The sequence below is a fragment of the Tahibacter soli genome (assembly GCF_025717065.2).
GTDB classification, from domain to species: domain Bacteria; phylum Pseudomonadota; class Gammaproteobacteria; order Xanthomonadales; family Rhodanobacteraceae; genus Tahibacter; species Tahibacter soli.
This window is the reverse complement of the sequence record NZ_JAOVZO020000017.1, coordinates 34176-49238: the sequence shown is the minus strand read 5'-3', so window position 1 is coordinate 49238 and position 15063 is coordinate 34176. Positions and strand designations below refer to the sequence as shown.

Here is a 15063-nt window from a genome sequence, read left to right as displayed (position 1 = left end):
ATGCTTGCTTTTCGGACGCCTTGTGTATCGATGGACTACGTCCACCCAAGGCGCCCACGCAAGTCACCTGCGCACACTGTCAAAGATCTCGTTGCGGTGCGGAACCTTCCGGCCCCGCGGCGGCGAACATTTCGTTCAACCGAGCCCGCTATCTTACATCCCTTTTCGTTTCCGTCAACACCCAAATTCGATCTTTTTTCCACCGAACCCAGACGCCAACCCAGGGCTTCCTGCCCCTCCCCGCCGCCTCAACGTTGCCGTCTCAGCGAAGGGGCGCGAACTCTAACATCGAATTCCGAGTTGGCAACCCCCTCCGCAAAACTTTTTTCTACGGCGCGATCAGACGCACCTTCGCGTAGCCGCGCTTGCCCAGCTGCAGCAGGTGCTCGGCGCCCGCATGGAACGTCAGTTCGCGGTCTTCGACCACGTTGCCGTCCACGCGCACCGCGCGCTCGTTGAGCTTGCGCATCGCCTCCGACGTGCTCGGCGCAAGACCCGCCGCCTTCAGCAGCGCACCGATGCGCAAGCCGTCGGCCGGCACCGCGATATCGGTCGTGACGAGATCCTGCGGCACGCCACCGCCCTGTACGACGTCGTTCCAGTGCTTGACCGCCGCCTCGCCGGCACCCGCGCCGTGGAAGCGCGCGGTCAGCTCCACCGCGAGCTGCATCTTGTAGTCGCGCGGATTGACCTGCCCGGCCGCGACCGCTTCACGCATGGTCTTGAGCTGCGCGAGCGACTTGTCGAACGACAGCAGCTCGAAGTAGCGCCACATGAGATCGTCCGACAGGCGCATCACCTTGCCGAAGATCTCGTTCGGCGGCTCGTTGATGCCGATGTAGTTGCCGAGCGACTTCGACATCTTGTTGACGCCGTCGGTGCCTTCCAGCAGCGGCATCGTCAGAACGATCTGCGGCAGTTGTCCGGCCTCTTCCTGCAGCTGGCGGCCGACGAGCAGGTTGAACTTCTGGTCGGTGCCGCCGAGCTCCACGTCGGCCTTGAGCGCGACGGAGTCGTAGCCCTGCACCAGCGGATACAGAAATTCGTGGATCGCGATCGGCTGCTGGTTCGTGTAGCGCTTCTGGAAGTCGTCGCGCTCGAGCATGCGCGCGACCGTGTGCTTGGCCGCGAGCTTGATCATGTCGGCGGCGCTCATCGGTCCGAACCACTCGGAATTGAAGCGCACTTCGGTCCTGGCGCGATCGAGCACCTTGAACACCTGGTCGGCGTACGTCGCCGCATTCGCTTCGATGTCCGCGCGGCTGAGCGGCTTGCGCGTGACGTTCTTGCCGGTCGGGTCGCCGATCATGCCGGTGAAATCGCCGATCAGGAAAATGACCTGGTGGCCGAGATCCTGGAACTGCCGCATCTTGTTGAGCAGCACGGTATGGCCGAGGTGCAGGTCCGGCGCCGTCGGGTCGAAGCCGGCCTTGATGCGCATCGGCCGGCCGAGCTTCAACCGCGATTCCAGGTCTTCGTGCTTGATGATTTCCTCTGCGCCGCGACCGATGAGGTCGAGCGACTCCTGCAACTGGCTCATGATGATCCTCGACGAAACATTGACCCGACAGCTTAGCCGGCGATCGGACTGACCGCGCGGTTGGTCGGGCGAAAAGGGTGAACGCGGTTAATTATTCGTTAACCCCGTAACGTAGCGCAAACCCTTGTGGTTATTGGCGTTGACGAGGTTTGAAACACGCAGTTATGGTACGGGCCGTTTGACCGGATAGCGACCCGTGACCGAGACCCCAGCCCCGCACTCATCCGTCCGTCGCGCCAGCCGCCGTCTGGCCATCCGGCGTCGCGCCTTGCGCAAACATTTTCAGTTTTATTCAAAGTATCGAAGCTGGGCGTTCGCGCAGAACGTTTCGATCTCTCCGATTTCCTGGCGCCGCGAGCATTGGGTGCTCGCAAGCGTCGTCGTCGCGCTGACCGTGATCGCCGGCCTCGTCATGCCGACGTTCGCGAACGCGATGCGCCACGACCCCGTCGCCACGCCGCTGACCACGCTGGAACTGCCGCTGCCGAGCCTGTCGGCCGACCAGACCAGCGCGGCCGATCAGGCGACCGCAGGTCTTGCCGGTGCCGGCATGCTCCCGGGCGGTGCGGCCGACGACTGGAAGATCGTGCGCGTGCGCGCCGGCCAGTCGCTCGCCGACATCTTCCATGAGCTGGGCCTGTCGCCGACCGATCTGCAGCGCGTCGTCGACGCGAAGGTCGACAACGGCGCCTTCCGCCGCATCCATCCGGGCGACGAGTTCGCGTTCAAGAGCGCCGAAGGCCGCCTGACCGCCCTGCGCTTCGATCGCGACGACAAGACGCGCGTCGTACTCGCGGTCGACAACAAAGAGGTGCGCAGCGAAATCGTCGAGCGCGAACTCGAGCGGCGCGTGCACGTCGCGCACGGCACGATCACGAGCTCGCTGTTCGAAGCGGGCGATTCGGCCGGCATGACCGACGCGATGACGCTGAAACTCGCGCAGGCGTTCGGCTACGACATCGACTTCGCGCAGGACCTGCGTGAAGGCGACAGCTTCACCGTGATCTACAACGACGTCTACCGCGAAGGCGAGCGCCTGCGCGACGGCGACATCATCGCCGCGACGTTCATCAACGCCGGCAAGCGCTTTACCGCATTCCGCTACGAAAGCGCCGACGGCACCGTGTCGTTCTACAGCGAGGACGGCCGCCCGCTGCGCACGTCGTTCCTGCGCACGCCGGTCGAGTTCACGCGCATCTCTTCGCGCTTCACGTCGGGCCGCATGCATCCGATCCTCGGCAAGATGCGCGCGCATCGCGGCGTCGACTACGCCGCGCCGTCGGGCACGCCGATCTACGCGGCAGGCGACGGCAAGGTGCTGTTCCGCGGCGTGCAGAACGGCTACGGCAACGTCGTGATCCTGCAGCACGGCGGTCGCTACAGCACGCTGTACGGCCACATGTCGCGCTTCGGCAACGTCAAGCAGGGCCAGCACGTCAACCAGGGCCAGCTGATCGGCTACGTCGGCATGACCGGCCTCGCGAGCGGCCCGCATCTGCACTACGAATTCCGCCTCGACGGCCAGCATCGCGATCCGCTGACCGTGACGCTGCCCAAGCCCGAACCGCTGCCGGGCACCGAGCTTGCGACGTTCCGTTCGCTGACGACGCCGCTGCTCGCGCGCCTGAAGCTGTACGAAGGCACGCGTCTGGCCAAGGCGCAATGAGCGATACGCGCGGCGACGCCGCGCTGTATCTCGGCCTCATTTCCGGCACCAGCGCCGACGCCATCGACGTCGCGCTGGCGAGCTTCGAATCCGCGCCGCGCGTCGTCGCGAGCCTCGCCGCCCCGTATCCGGCCGACCTGCGCCGCCGCGTGCTGGCGCTCGCTCGCGACCGCGCCGACGTCAGCCTCGACGAGATCGGCAGCCTCGACACCGCGCTGGGCCACGCGTTCGCCGACGCGGCGCTCGCGCTGCTCGATCAGGCGGGCATCGCGCCGACGCGCATCCGCGCGCTCGGATCGCACGGCCAGACGGTGCGTCATCGCCCTTTCGACGCCGCGCCGTACACGATGCAGATCGGCGATCCGAACGTCATCGCCGAGCGCACGGGCATCACCACCGTCGGAGATTTCCGCCGCCGCGACATCGCCGCGGGCGGTCAGGCCGCCCCGCTGCTGCCCGGCTTTCACGCGGTGATCTTCGCGCAGCCGGCGCGCACGCGCGTCGTGCTCAATCTCGGCGGCATCGCCAACATCACGATTCTGCCGGGCGCAGCGAACGGCGCGGTGCTCGGCTACGACACGGGCCCGGCGAACTGCCTGCTCGATGCGTGGGCGCAGCGTCATCGCGGCACGGCGCGCGACGAAGGCGGCGCTTGGGCGCGCACCGGCACGGCCGACGCCGCGCTGCTCGCGCACCTGCTGCGCGAGCCGTATTTCGCGCAGGAAGGCCCCAAGAGCAGCGGTCGCGAAGTGTTCAACGTCGACTGGCTCGATCGCCATCTCGCGGGCACGTCGCTCGCGCCGGCCGACGTGCAGGCCACCTTGCTCGAACTCACCGCGCGCAGCATCGCTATGGCGATACGCCGCGATGCGGCCGACGTCGCCGAGGTGCTCGCCTGCGGCGGCGGCGTCCACAACGGTGCGCTGCTCGAAGCGCTCGCAAGCGCCCTCGCGCCGGTGCCGGTCGCCAGCACCGCGCAGTACGGCGTCGATCCCGACTTCGTCGAAGCCACCGCGTTCGCGTGGCTCGCGCAGCGGCGCCTGGCCCATCTGCCCGGCAATCTGCCGAGCGTTACCGGTTCGCGCGGCGACCGCGTGCTCGGCGCGATCTACTTCGGATCCTGATTCGCCTCGTCGTGCTCGAACAGCGGGCGGCCGGACACGCGCTCGAACGCTTCGAGCGCGGCACGGAACGCGGCGGTTTCGGTCGTCTCCCACGTGCCGCCGAGCATCGCGATGTCGTGCAGCTCGCGCCGCATGAGATCGTCGCCGGCAAGGCCGACCCCGCGCCGCAACGCGTGCAGAATGGCCTCGTTGATCGACCATTGGTGTTCGCGCGCGATGTCCTTGATCCTTTCGGCCAGGACGTCGTCGATGTGGCGTACAAGAATATCCGGCACGTTCTCCGCCTTTACGCTTACGGTTGGCATGCCCCTGTACGGGACATTCTCGCAGCAAGCGGCGACGATTTCAGCCGGGTTCGTCGCGCCATTCGGGCCGGCGCGACAGCCACCACAGCAACAGCAGCGTCGGCACGATCGAGATCGCGCTGAACGCGAAGAAGCCGGTGTACGACCACGCCTGCACCATGAAGCCCGACATGCCGCCGATCAGCTTGCCCGGCATGTTCGCGAGCGACGAGAGCAGCGCGTACTGGGTCGCGGTGTAGTGGCGGCTCACGAGCACCGACATGAACGCGACGAGCACCGTGCCGGCGAAGCCCTGCGCGAAGTTGTCGCCGGAGATCGCGGCGATGAAACTCCATTCCTGGCCCGGATACACGGCCATCAGGATGAACAACAGGTTCGACAGCGCGACAGCGAGCGCGGCCGGCAGTATCGTCCGCCGCACGCCGAACGCGGCGATCGCGACGCCCCCGGCGAACGTTCCGGCAAGGCCGATCCAGACGCCGTACAGTTTGGCAACTGTGGCTATTTCGCTTTTGCTGAATCCTGAGTCGCGATAGAACGGCCCGGTGATCACGCCGAGCATCTGGTCCGGCAGCTTGAACAGGCCGACGAACACGAGCAGCGCGATCGCGAGCAGCGGCCCGTTGCGCTGCAGGAACTCGACCAGCGGCGCGACGAAGCGCGACAGCAGCACGCCGCGACTCGCCGGCAGCCGCGACGTCAGCGGCGCGATGAACGCTTCCATCGCGGGCGTGTGTTCCGGCGTCGCCGCGTCGCGTGGACGCTCGCGCGTCGGTTCGCGCGCAAACAGGGTCGTCGCGACCGGCACGAGCATCAGCGCGCCCATCGCATAGTACGCGTTCGACCAGCCCAGGCCGTCGGCGACGTACAGCACGCCGGCGCCGCCGACGATGAGACCCATGCGATAGCCGAACATGTACGTCGCGGCGAGCGCGCCTTGCGCTTCGGGCGTCGTGATTTCGATGCGGTAGGCGTCGACGACCGCGTCCTGCGTCGCGCCGGCGAAAGCGACGAGCGCCATCAGGCACAGGAACGGCGCGAGCGCGGCGACCTGCGGCCCGTAGGCGCCCATCGCGAAGAGGCCGGCCGCGACGCCGACCTGCGACACGACGAGCCAGCCGCGGCGCTGGCCGAGCGGCAGCGGCGGCGCCCAGCGGTCGAGTGCGGGCGCCCACAGGAATTTGAGCGTGTACAGCAGGCTGATGTAGCTGACGAGGCCGATCGAGCCGAGGTCGAGGCCCACCTCGCGCAGCCAGATCGACAGGCTGTAGCCGACGAGCAGGAACGGCAGTCCGGAGCCGAAGCCGAACACGAACATGACGAGCGCCGACGGCTGCGCGAACGCCTCGGCGATGCGGCGCAGCGCATTCGGCGCCTTGACGGCGGCGGGATCGTTCACTTCGTCGGCAACGCGTAGTCGACCGTGTACGGCGCGTGGTCGGAGAAGCGCGGATCGCGCAGGATCTCGCAGCTCTTGAGCTTGTCCTTGAGCGACGGCGTGACCACCTGATAGTCGATGCGCCAACCCACGTCGTTCGCGCGCGCCTGGCCGCGGTTCGACCACCACGTGTATTCGACCGCCTCGGGCTTGATGCAGCGGAAGCTGTCGACCCAGCCGCGCTTCAGAAACAGCTCGTCGAGCCATGCGCGCTCTTGCGGCAGGCAGCCCGAATTCTTCTGGTTCGACGTCCAGTTCTTGATGTCGTTCTTCGTGTGTACGATGTTCCAATCGCCGCAAAGTACATAATCGCGACCGCTCGCGAGCCATTCGTCGAAGATCGGCGTGATCCATTTCATCACGTCGAACTTGAACGCCTGGCGCTCGTCGCCCGACGAGCCCGACGGCACGTACAGCGACACGACCGAGAGATTGCCGAAGCGCGCTTCGATGTAGCGACCTTCCTCGTCGAACGGCGCCCAGCCGAGCGCGGTGCGCACTTCGTCGGGTTTCCTGCGCGAATAGATCGCGACGCCGCTGTAGCCCTTCTTCGTCGTCGCGTCGCGGAAGTACGCGTGGTAGCCCTCGGGCCGGAAGTGCGATTCGGTGAGCTGATGTTCCTGCGCCTTGGTCTCCTGCAGGCACACGACGTCGGCCTTGTGGCCGGCGAGCCAGTCGAAGAAGCCCTTGCTCGCCGCCGACCGGATGCCGTTGGCGTTGAAACTGACGATGCGCATGCCGCTTACTCCCCGGGCGAAGCGCGCAGCGTAGCCGCGCGCCGCTTCCGCGCCAAGCGCCTTCGTGTATGCGTTATCCCTGTTCGACCACGCGCACCGACTGCCCCGGGTTCAGCCGCTCGGCGCCGCGCACGACCACGCGGTCGCCGGCCGCCAGCGCACCGGTCACTTCGACAAGCGTGTCGCGTGCGGCGCCCGGCTTCACGTCGACGCGCTCGGCCGTGTTGTCGGCCTTCACGCGCATGACGTAGGTCTGCGATTCGCGCAGCACGAGCGCGTCGCGCGGCACCGTCAGCGCCGACGCGCCGTCGGTTTCCGGCAGCGCCACTTCGATCGCCGTGCCGACGAGCGCGGCGCCTTCGGGCAGCTTCACGCGCAATTCGAACTGCCGCGAGCGCTCGTCGCCGACCGGCACCACCGTGCGCACGCTGACCGGCTGCGTCGCGCCGTGCAGGCGCAGCGTCACTTCCTGGCCGGCCGCGAGTTTCGTCGCGAGCGCGAGCGGCGCCTGCACGCGCGCTTCCAGGTGCGTCGTGTCGACGAGATGCGCCACCGGCGCGCCGGTGTTGAGGTATTCGCCGCGCTGCGCGAAACGCTCGGTGACGACGCCGCCGAACGGCGCGCGGATTTCGGTTTCCGACACGTCGTGTTCAATGCTGCGCCGCTCGGCGTCGGCGCGCGCGAGTTCCTGCTGCGCGCCCTCGAGCGTCGCGCGCGCCTCGTCGAGCTGCGTCTGCGCGATCGCGTTGCCCGGCGCGAGCTTGGCCAGGCGCGTCGACTGCGTCTGCGCCAGATCGCGCTGCGCCTTGGCCCGGCCGGCGCTCGCGCGCACCTGTTCCAGGCGCAGGCGCAGGCTCGTGTCGTCGAGCTTGGCGATGCGTTCGCCCTTCGCAACGACGGTGCCGACTTCGGCAATCTCGACGACGCGGCCGGACGCCACGCTCGCGATGCGCGCGTCGTCGCGGCTGACGACGCTGCCGGGCACCCAGCGCGACGGCGAAAGCTTCACTTCGTTCGCCTGCGCGACCGACACGGTCGCCGGCGGTGCCGGCGGCGGTTTGGGTTGTTCCTGCGCGCGCGTCAGCGCGAACGGGGTTGCCGCGAGACCGGCGACGGCGAGGGCGAGCAGTTTCGTTTTCATGGTTTTGTCCTCGAATGCTTCAGGCCGCGCGCGGATACGTCGCGTCGGCGTCGTCGGGCCGGCGTTGCGGCACGGACGGGGTTTTCTTCTGGCGCACGGTCAGTCGCATCAGGCTCGGCAGCAGCACCAGCGAGAACACGAGGCTGATCACGACGCCGCCGACGTTGACGGCCGCGAGGCCGCGATAGATCACGCTGCCCGGGCCGGGATTGACCGCCATCGGCAGCGCGCCGAGCGCGCCGGTCAGGGTCGAGGCGAGAATCGCGCGCAGGCGCTGGTTCAGGCCGATGCGGATCGCGTCCTCGATCGTGTGGCCGTCGTTCTGCGCTTCGCGCGTGAGGTCCACCAGCAGGATCGCGTGATTCACGATCACGCCGATCATCATGACGAAGCCGATCATCGAGAGCAGGTCGAGCGGCTGGAACGCGAACAGGCCGAGCACGCGCAGACCCACCATGCCGCCGATCAGCGCGAGCGGCACCGTCAGCATCACGACCATCGCATCGCGGATCGACTTGAACAGCGCGGCCATGATCATCAGCAGCACGAGCAGGGCGAGACCGAAGTTCTTCGTCATCGTCGCGACGATCTGGTCGAGGCGGTCGGCGCTGCCGGCCAGGCGCACGCTGCCGTTCGCCGGCAGCTTGTCGCGCAGCACCGGCACGACGCTCTTCTCGATCGTCGAGAGCGCTTCCTCGAGCGACAGCGTCGGCGGCGGATCGACCGTCAGCGTCACCGTGCGGCGATGGTCGACGCGGCGGATCTGCGTCGGTCCGAGCACCGTTTCGAACCGCACCAGATCGCCGAGCGGCACGACCTGTCCCGACGGCGTCACGAGCGGCGCCTCGGCGAGCTGTTCGGGCGTCTGCCCCGCGTTCGCGCGCAGGATGATCGGCACGCGGGTTTCGCCGTTGAAGTATTCGCCGAGCCACGCGCCGTCGCCGACCGCGCGCACGACGGTGCCAAGCGACGCGCGGTCCCAGCCCGCTTCGGCGATGCGACGATCGACCGGCACGGCACGCAGTTCGGCCTGCGTCGCGTCGGTGTTCGGGAACGCCTGCACGTTCGCGCCCGGGAACGTCTTTTCGAGCAGCTGGCGGCCTTCTTCGGCCACGCGTTCGAGCGTCTTCGTATCGTCGGTCTGCAGATGGATCTGCACCGAGCGCGCCGAACCGCCGAAGCCGCCGAACAGCTCGCCCTCGTTCGTGAAGACGCGCGTGTCGGGCAGACCGACGACGACTTCGTCGCGCACGATTTTTTCGAGTTCGCCGATGCGCGACTCGTCGACGACGCGCGCGCCGAGCGTGCCGCCGCCGGGCCACAGCAGGAGGTAGTAGTTCTTGAGCTGCGGCTGCTTCTCGCCCTTCATGTACGGCTGCATGCGTTCGAGAATCTTGGCCGAGAACTCGCGATCGACCGCTTCGGGACTCATGCCCGGCGGGAAGCTGAAGTACGCGTCGATGGCGGCGCGCTTGACCGGCGGCAGATAGTCCAGCCGCGGCAGGAAGATCCAGCACAGGATCAAGGGCGCCACGAGCAATGCGGCGATCCAGCCGAGCTGCTTGGGCCGCGTATCGGTGATGCGCAGGATCTTCTCGGTCAGCCACGGCCAGCCGTCGCCGAAGCCGGACGACAGCTTCTTCGCCTTCAGCCAGCCGCCCGCGGCAGCCGGCAGCACGGTCAGCGCGACGACGATCGAGATCGCCACGGCGATCGAAATCGTCAGCGCGAGGTCGGCGAAGATCTGGCCTTCGACGTCTTTCAGGAACAGCACCGGCAGGAACACGGCGATCGTCGTGACGGTCGAGGCGAACAGCGCCGGCACCACCTGTTTGGCGCCCGCCAGCGCGGCCTCGATCGGCGTCATGCCGGATTCTTTCAAACGGATAATATTACCGGATACCACAATGGCGCCTTCGACGACCATGCCGACGGCGAACGCGAGGCCGGCGAGCGAGATCACGTTGAGGCTGCGGCCGGTCATCTGCAGCACGATGAACGTGGCGAGCAGGCAGATCGGAATCGACGTGGCGATGAGCAGCGTCGCGCGGCCGTCGCGCATGAACCACCACACGCACACGAGCGCGAGCAGCGCGCCGACGATCAGGTTTTCGGTCAGGAGGTTCACGGCGCGCGTGATGAAGAGGCCCGCGTCGAACGACTGCTCGATGCCGAGTCCCTTCGCTTTCAGCGGTCCTTCGCGCAGTTCGGCGACCACCTTCTTCACGTCGTTCAACGTGCCGAGCACGTTTGCGCCGCTCTGCCGCAGGATCTGCAGGCCGATCGCCGGGTTGCCGTTCTGGTACGAGAAGAACTGCGGATCGGGCGGTCGCACTTCGACCGTCGCGACGTCGCCGAGCTTGATCGGACGGCCTTCGCGCCACGTCAGCACGAGTTCGCCGAGCTGCTCGGGCGTGTAGCGGCCGGTGAAGCGCAGCGTGTACTGGCGCCGGCCGACTTCGACCTGGCCGCCCGAGACGTCGGTCGCGCTCGCGGCGCGCGCGGCGATGTCGGTGATGGGAATCCCCATCGCCGCGGCCTTGGCGAGGTCGATCGTGATGCGCACTTCAGGCGGCGGCCCGGCATTGACGATCACGCCGGCGACGCCGTTGACCGATTCGATGCGCGGACGCACCGTCGCGTCGATGTAGTCGCGATAGTCGGCGATCGGTCCCGGCGTGCCGGGCAGGAGCTGCACGAAGAACCACGTCAGCGACTGGTTCGCGTCGTTCGCGCCGAGCTGCACGATCGGCCGGTCGGAGTCGCGCGGCAGCGGCGGAATGCGGTTCAGGCGCCCCAGCACGTCGACGAGCGCGGCTTTCATGTCGGTGCCGATCGCGAACGTGAGGTTGATGTTGCTGCCGCCGGGGCCGGCGTTGCCGTCGATCTGCTCGACGCCCGCGAGGCCCTGCAGCACGCGTTCCTGCGGTTCGAGGAGTTCGGATTCGACCTCTTCGGGCGATGCCGCGCGCCAGTTCGTCTGGATCGAAATCTGCGGCCGCTCAATGTCGGGGAACAGCTGCAGCGGCAGTTCCATCAGACTCATCAGGCCGAACACGCAGACTAGCAGCACCGTTACGCCGACGGCCACCGGATTGCGCAGCGAAGTTTCGATCAGTTTCATGTCACCCTCCCCCGAATGCCGCGCGAGCTGCGCGTCGGGTTGCCCGGCACGCAGAGTCGCGCGCCCTATGCGAATTGGGATGCGGCGAAGGTCATAAGAGTTGCCGTGCTAGCGACAAACAGGTCGCGGCCTGCGACGAATCGAACGGCCGTGTTGCCGAAATGGCGCCGTCGGGCCGCGCGCCGGCACGACTCGGGCCGCCTCGCTGCGGCTATTCTCCGGCGCATGAATACCTGGAGCCTCCTCTACGTCGTGGGCGCGTCGCAGGCCGCGCTGCTGGCGCTCGCGCTGTGGCGCCGCCCGCTCAATGCCGAGGCCAACCGCGTATTGGCCGTGTGGATCGCGCTGATCGGCATCGACCTCGTCGTCAAGGCCGCCTATTTCCACGCGCCGGGACCGGCGCTGTTCAAGCCGTATCGCTTCGTCGGGCTGTTCCCTTTTCTGTACGGCGCGTTCTTCTACGTCTACGTGCGCGTGCTGACGCAGGCACGCCCGGTCGGCTGGCACGACGTCAGGCATCTGGCCGGCTTCGCGTTCGCGCTGGTCGTCAAGGCCGGCATGCTCCTGCAAAGCCAGGCGGAGACGGAGGCCTATTTCGCGCGGCTCGCCGCCGGCGAACCGATGGGCGACCGCTGGTGGTTCGACATCGCGCTGTACGCCTACAGCCTGTCGTACATCGTCGCGGCCCTGGTACGGGTACGCCGCTACCGGCGCGGCCTGCTCGCACGGCGCTCCGATGCGGACGCCATGTCGCTGCGGTGGATCGACGCGATGGCCGCCTCGCAGATCGTGATCTGGTGCATCGCCACCGCGCACTGGCTCGTGCGCGTGCGATGGATCGACTATCCGCTGATCTACGGCGCGGTAGTCGCCTGGGTGTTCGTCGTCGGCTACCTGAGCCTGCGCCAGAACGTGATACCGGCCGCGCCGGCGCCCGATCCGCAGCCTCCCGCCGCATCGCTCGACGAGGCGCCGCTCGACGACGCGCGCGGCGCCGCGGTCGAGTCGCGCCTGGCGCAACTGATGTCGCAGGAGGCGCTGTACCGCGAGCCGGCGCTCACGATCGGCCAGCTCGCCCGGCGCAGCGGCTATCCCGAATATCTCGTCTCGGCCGTGATCAACCGGCGCTGCGACGGCAATTTCTGGGAATACATCAACCGGCTGCGCATCGAGGCCGTGCGCGAACGCCTCGCCGACGCGAACGACGCGCGCACGATTCTCGACATCGCCTACGACTGCGGCTTCACGTCGAAGTCGACGTTCAACGCCGCGTTCAAGCGGCAGCTGGGACTGACCCCGAGTGCGTACCGCGGGCGGCATGCCGCCACAGCAGCCATTCGCACAGTGCCAGATTGATCGTCCAGCAGCCCCAAGCGGCCACGATATAGACCGGCATGAACGGCGCGTGCAGCACGCCGAGCCCGAACCCGAGGATCAGCCGCAGCGTCACCGCCGACGCGGTCAGCGCGACGCTGCGCCACATCCAGCGCCGGTGCCGCGCCGTGTCGCCGGCTACCGCGTAGCCGACGCCGAGCGCGGTCGTGCCGATCCACGCGATGCCGAGCAGCGTGAACGCACTGGCGGTGACGAACCCGCCCTGCGCCTGCGGCGCCATCGCCAGCGCGCCGGCGCCGCCGACCAGTACGCAGCCGGCATACAGCCAGCCGCCGACGCGATGCGCGCGCGGCCAGCGTCCGCGCAGCCACGCGTTCATCTGCAGCGGCGCGACCAGCAGCGCGGCGCCGCCGAAGAAGAAATGCGCCGGTATGCTCCAGCCCGCCAGCGCAAACCGTGCATGCAGCGGATTGCCGAGCTGGTACGGGCCGTACAGGAACCGGAACGCGTACAGCGCGATCGCGCCGCATAACAGCGCGAAGATCAGATACGCCGCGCCGCGCGCCAGCCGCCGAAAACCTTGGTGCATGAACCGCCTCCCTCGCCGTTGATGGCGCGAGAATCGGCGTCGCGACGGGGTGCGGTCGTCCGGACCGGCGGAGTCGTACGTCCGGACGCGTCAGTGCAGCAGGTGCACCTTGTCCTTGTAGCTGCGCGAAAGCTTGAGCGTCTGGCCCGTTTCGAGCGTCACGAAGTATTCGCCGTTCAGATGCGAGCGCAGCTCGCGCACGCAGGCGAGATTGACGATCGTCGAGCGATGGATGCGCTGGAAGCGGCGCGGATCGAGGCGCTGTTCCATGTCGCGCATCGTGGCGCGGATGACGAAATTTTCGACGTCGGTGTGGATGCACAGATAGTCGCCGGCCGCGTCGATCCAGCGGATCGTCTCCGGATCGAGCCGCACCGTGCGGTTGCCGTCCTTGATCGTCAGGCGTTCGGGCGTTGCGACCGCGGCCGGCTCCAGCGCGTCGGCGAGCGTCAGTTCGGGCCGCCCGGATACCTGCGCCAGCAGCTTGAGCAGGCGGTCGCGGCTGTTTTCGGCCTCGCGCGACGCGAGCCGCGCGCGCACCGTGGCCAGCGCCTGGTCCAGGCGCGCGTCTTCGACCGGCTTCAACAGATAGTCGACCGCGCACGCGGAGAAGGCGTCGAGCGCGTACTGATCGTAGGCGGTGACGAAGACGGTGAGCGGCATCTGTTCGGCCGGCAGGCCTCGCAGCAACGCGAAGCCGTCGACCTCGGGCATCTGCACGTCGAGAAACATGAGGTCGGGACGCAGCGCCGCGATGGCGAAGCCGGCCTCGCGGCCGTTGCCGGCCTGGCCGACGATATCGACGTCGGCATGCTGGGCGAGACGCAGTTCGAGGCCGCGGCGCGCCAGCGGCTCGTCGTCGACGATGAGGGTGCGGATCGGTGCGGTCATGACGCGACAGGCTCGTAGGGAAGATTGAGGACGACTTCGACGCCGCCGGCGGCCCGGTTAAGAACGTCGACGCGCTGCCGGTCGCCGTACAGCACCTTGAGCCGCTCGCGCGTGTTGGCGAGCCCCACGCCGTTGCCGCCGCCGTTGCCGGGGCATTCGGGCATGCCGGGGCCGTCGTCCTGCACGCGCACGGTCAGGCATTCGCGCGCGACGCTCGCGCGGATCGCGATCGTGCCGCCTTCGATGCGCCGGGAAATCGCGTACTTGATGCAGTTTTCGATCAGCGGCTGCAGGATCAGGCTCGGCACGAGCGCGCGGCGCGCTTCGGTATCGGCCTCGACGTCCACGCGCAGCCGTTCGCCGAACCGCAGTTGCTCGATGCCGAGGTAGCGCTGCAGCGCCTCGAGTTCGTCGTTGAGCGTCACGCGCTGCATCGGATCGGAATCGAGCGAATGCCGCAGGAACGCCGACAGGCCGCCGACCATGCGGTTCGCGGTCGCGTTCTGCTGGTCGAGGATCAGCGTCGAGATCGCGTTCAATGTGTTGAACAGGAAATGCGGATTCAGCTGGTAGCGCAGCATGCGCAGCTGCGCCTCGTGCGCGGCCGCGTTGGCCTTGAGCGCCGTTTCGCGTTCGTGCGCGATCGCGCGGCCGAACTTGATGCCGAAATACAGGCCGGCCCACGACATCATCACGTACAGCGTCGTGCCGAAGTACCCGATGTAGCCCATGAGGCTCGCCGGCCGGCAGTCCATGCACCAGCGAAACACGACCTCGGCGTGGAAGCGCGCGTACACGGCCGTCGCCAACAGCAACAGCACGACCGCGGCCGGCGCCATGCGTCCGGTCGGCCATTCCCACACCGCGCGGAACCCGTAGCGCAGCACGCTCGTAACGACGAGGCCGGCCAGCGCGGAGCCCGCCGACACCCAGACGTAGTGCAGCGGCTTGCCGTAGCCGACGGCCGCGAGGAAGTTCAGCGCGAAGTAGCCGAACCAGCCGACGAGCTGCAGCATCCAGAACAATCGGGCCGGCGCGGTGAGAAAGCGTTTGAACATGTCGACGTGAGCCACCATGGGCGCCCATGCTAGGGCGTTCGAAAAAACTGCGGGTTCGATTCGGCGTATTTCGCCCACCGATTGTCGCAGTATGCCGCGAAGCGGTGCGCCGACC

Annotated in this window: 12 protein-coding genes; 3 read left to right on the top strand and 9 right to left on the bottom strand. The window is 67.8% G+C overall.

The window, feature by feature from the left end; all coding sequences use genetic code 11:
- Positions 1 to 328: 328 nt before the first annotated feature.
- A complete protein-coding gene (tyrS, locus tag OD750_RS11470) occupies positions 329 to 1540 on the bottom strand; it encodes a tyrosine--tRNA ligase (protein WP_263545375.1) in 1212 nt (403 codons plus the stop codon).
- Between the two features lie 364 nt (positions 1541 to 1904).
- Here tyrS and OD750_RS11465 point away from each other — a divergent pair, with 364 nt between their 5' ends.
- Positions 1905 to 3206, top strand: a complete 1302-nt coding sequence (locus tag OD750_RS11465; protein ID WP_263545374.1) for an OapA family protein — start codon at positions 1905 to 1907, stop codon at positions 3204 to 3206.
- On the top strand, positions 3203 to 4330 hold the full coding sequence (locus OD750_RS11460; RefSeq protein ID WP_263545373.1) for an anhydro-N-acetylmuramic acid kinase: 1128 nt from the start codon (positions 3203 to 3205) through the stop codon (positions 4328 to 4330). The genes OD750_RS11465 and OD750_RS11460 overlap by 4 nt, the downstream gene beginning before the upstream one ends.
- Here OD750_RS11460 and OD750_RS11455 read toward each other — a convergent pair.
- The 5 genes from OD750_RS11455 to OD750_RS11435 form a co-directional block, all read right to left on the bottom strand.
- Positions 4315 to 4605, bottom strand: coding sequence for a hypothetical protein (locus tag OD750_RS11455; protein ID WP_263545372.1), 291 nt, complete (start codon positions 4603 to 4605; stop codon positions 4315 to 4317). The two genes, OD750_RS11460 and OD750_RS11455, sit on opposite strands and share 16 nt — an antisense overlap.
- A 70-nt stretch (positions 4606 to 4675) precedes the next feature.
- Positions 4676 to 6034 carry an AmpG family muropeptide MFS transporter gene (locus tag OD750_RS11450; protein WP_425508226.1) on the bottom strand — a complete coding sequence of 453 codons (1359 nt, stop codon included), beginning with the start codon at positions 6032 to 6034 and terminating at the stop codon, positions 4676 to 4678.
- Positions 6031 to 6810 (bottom strand): exodeoxyribonuclease III, encoded by a 780-nt coding sequence (locus OD750_RS11445; RefSeq protein WP_263545371.1) that lies wholly within the window; start codon positions 6808 to 6810, stop codon positions 6031 to 6033. The genes OD750_RS11450 and OD750_RS11445 overlap by 4 nt, the downstream gene beginning before the upstream one ends.
- Before the next feature lie 73 nt (positions 6811 to 6883).
- Positions 6884 to 7951 carry an efflux RND transporter periplasmic adaptor subunit gene (locus tag OD750_RS11440; protein ID WP_263545370.1) on the bottom strand — a complete coding sequence of 356 codons (1068 nt, stop codon included), beginning with the start codon at positions 7949 to 7951 and terminating at the stop codon, positions 6884 to 6886.
- A 19-nt stretch (positions 7952 to 7970) separates the two neighbouring features.
- Complete coding sequence (locus tag OD750_RS11435; protein WP_263545369.1) at positions 7971 to 11075, bottom strand: efflux RND transporter permease subunit; 3105 nt, start codon at positions 11073 to 11075, stop codon at positions 7971 to 7973.
- 225 nt (positions 11076 to 11300) lie between these two features.
- Here OD750_RS11435 and OD750_RS11430 point away from each other — a divergent pair, with 225 nt between their 5' ends.
- Positions 11301 to 12431, top strand: coding sequence for a helix-turn-helix domain-containing protein (locus OD750_RS11430; protein WP_263545368.1), 1131 nt, complete (start codon positions 11301 to 11303; stop codon positions 12429 to 12431).
- On the opposite strand, the gene OD750_RS11425 is transcribed toward OD750_RS11430, so the two are convergent.
- The 3 genes from OD750_RS11425 to OD750_RS11415 form a co-directional block, all read right to left on the bottom strand.
- Complete coding sequence (locus OD750_RS11425; protein WP_263545367.1) at positions 12349 to 12999, bottom strand: DUF2306 domain-containing protein; 651 nt, start codon at positions 12997 to 12999, stop codon at positions 12349 to 12351. The genes OD750_RS11430 and OD750_RS11425 overlap by 83 nt on opposite strands.
- A gap of 90 nt (positions 13000 to 13089) precedes the next feature.
- Positions 13090 to 13890: a LytR/AlgR family response regulator transcription factor gene (locus OD750_RS11420; protein WP_263545366.1), complete on the bottom strand. Its 801-nt coding sequence runs from the start codon at positions 13888 to 13890 to the stop codon at positions 13090 to 13092.
- The gene (locus tag OD750_RS11415) at positions 13887 to 14948 is read right to left on the bottom strand and encodes a sensor histidine kinase (RefSeq protein WP_263545365.1); all 1062 of its coding nucleotides are present in this window, start codon (positions 14946 to 14948) and stop codon (positions 13887 to 13889) included. The genes OD750_RS11420 and OD750_RS11415 overlap by 4 nt, the downstream gene beginning before the upstream one ends.
- Positions 14949 to 15063 lie beyond the last annotated feature (115 nt).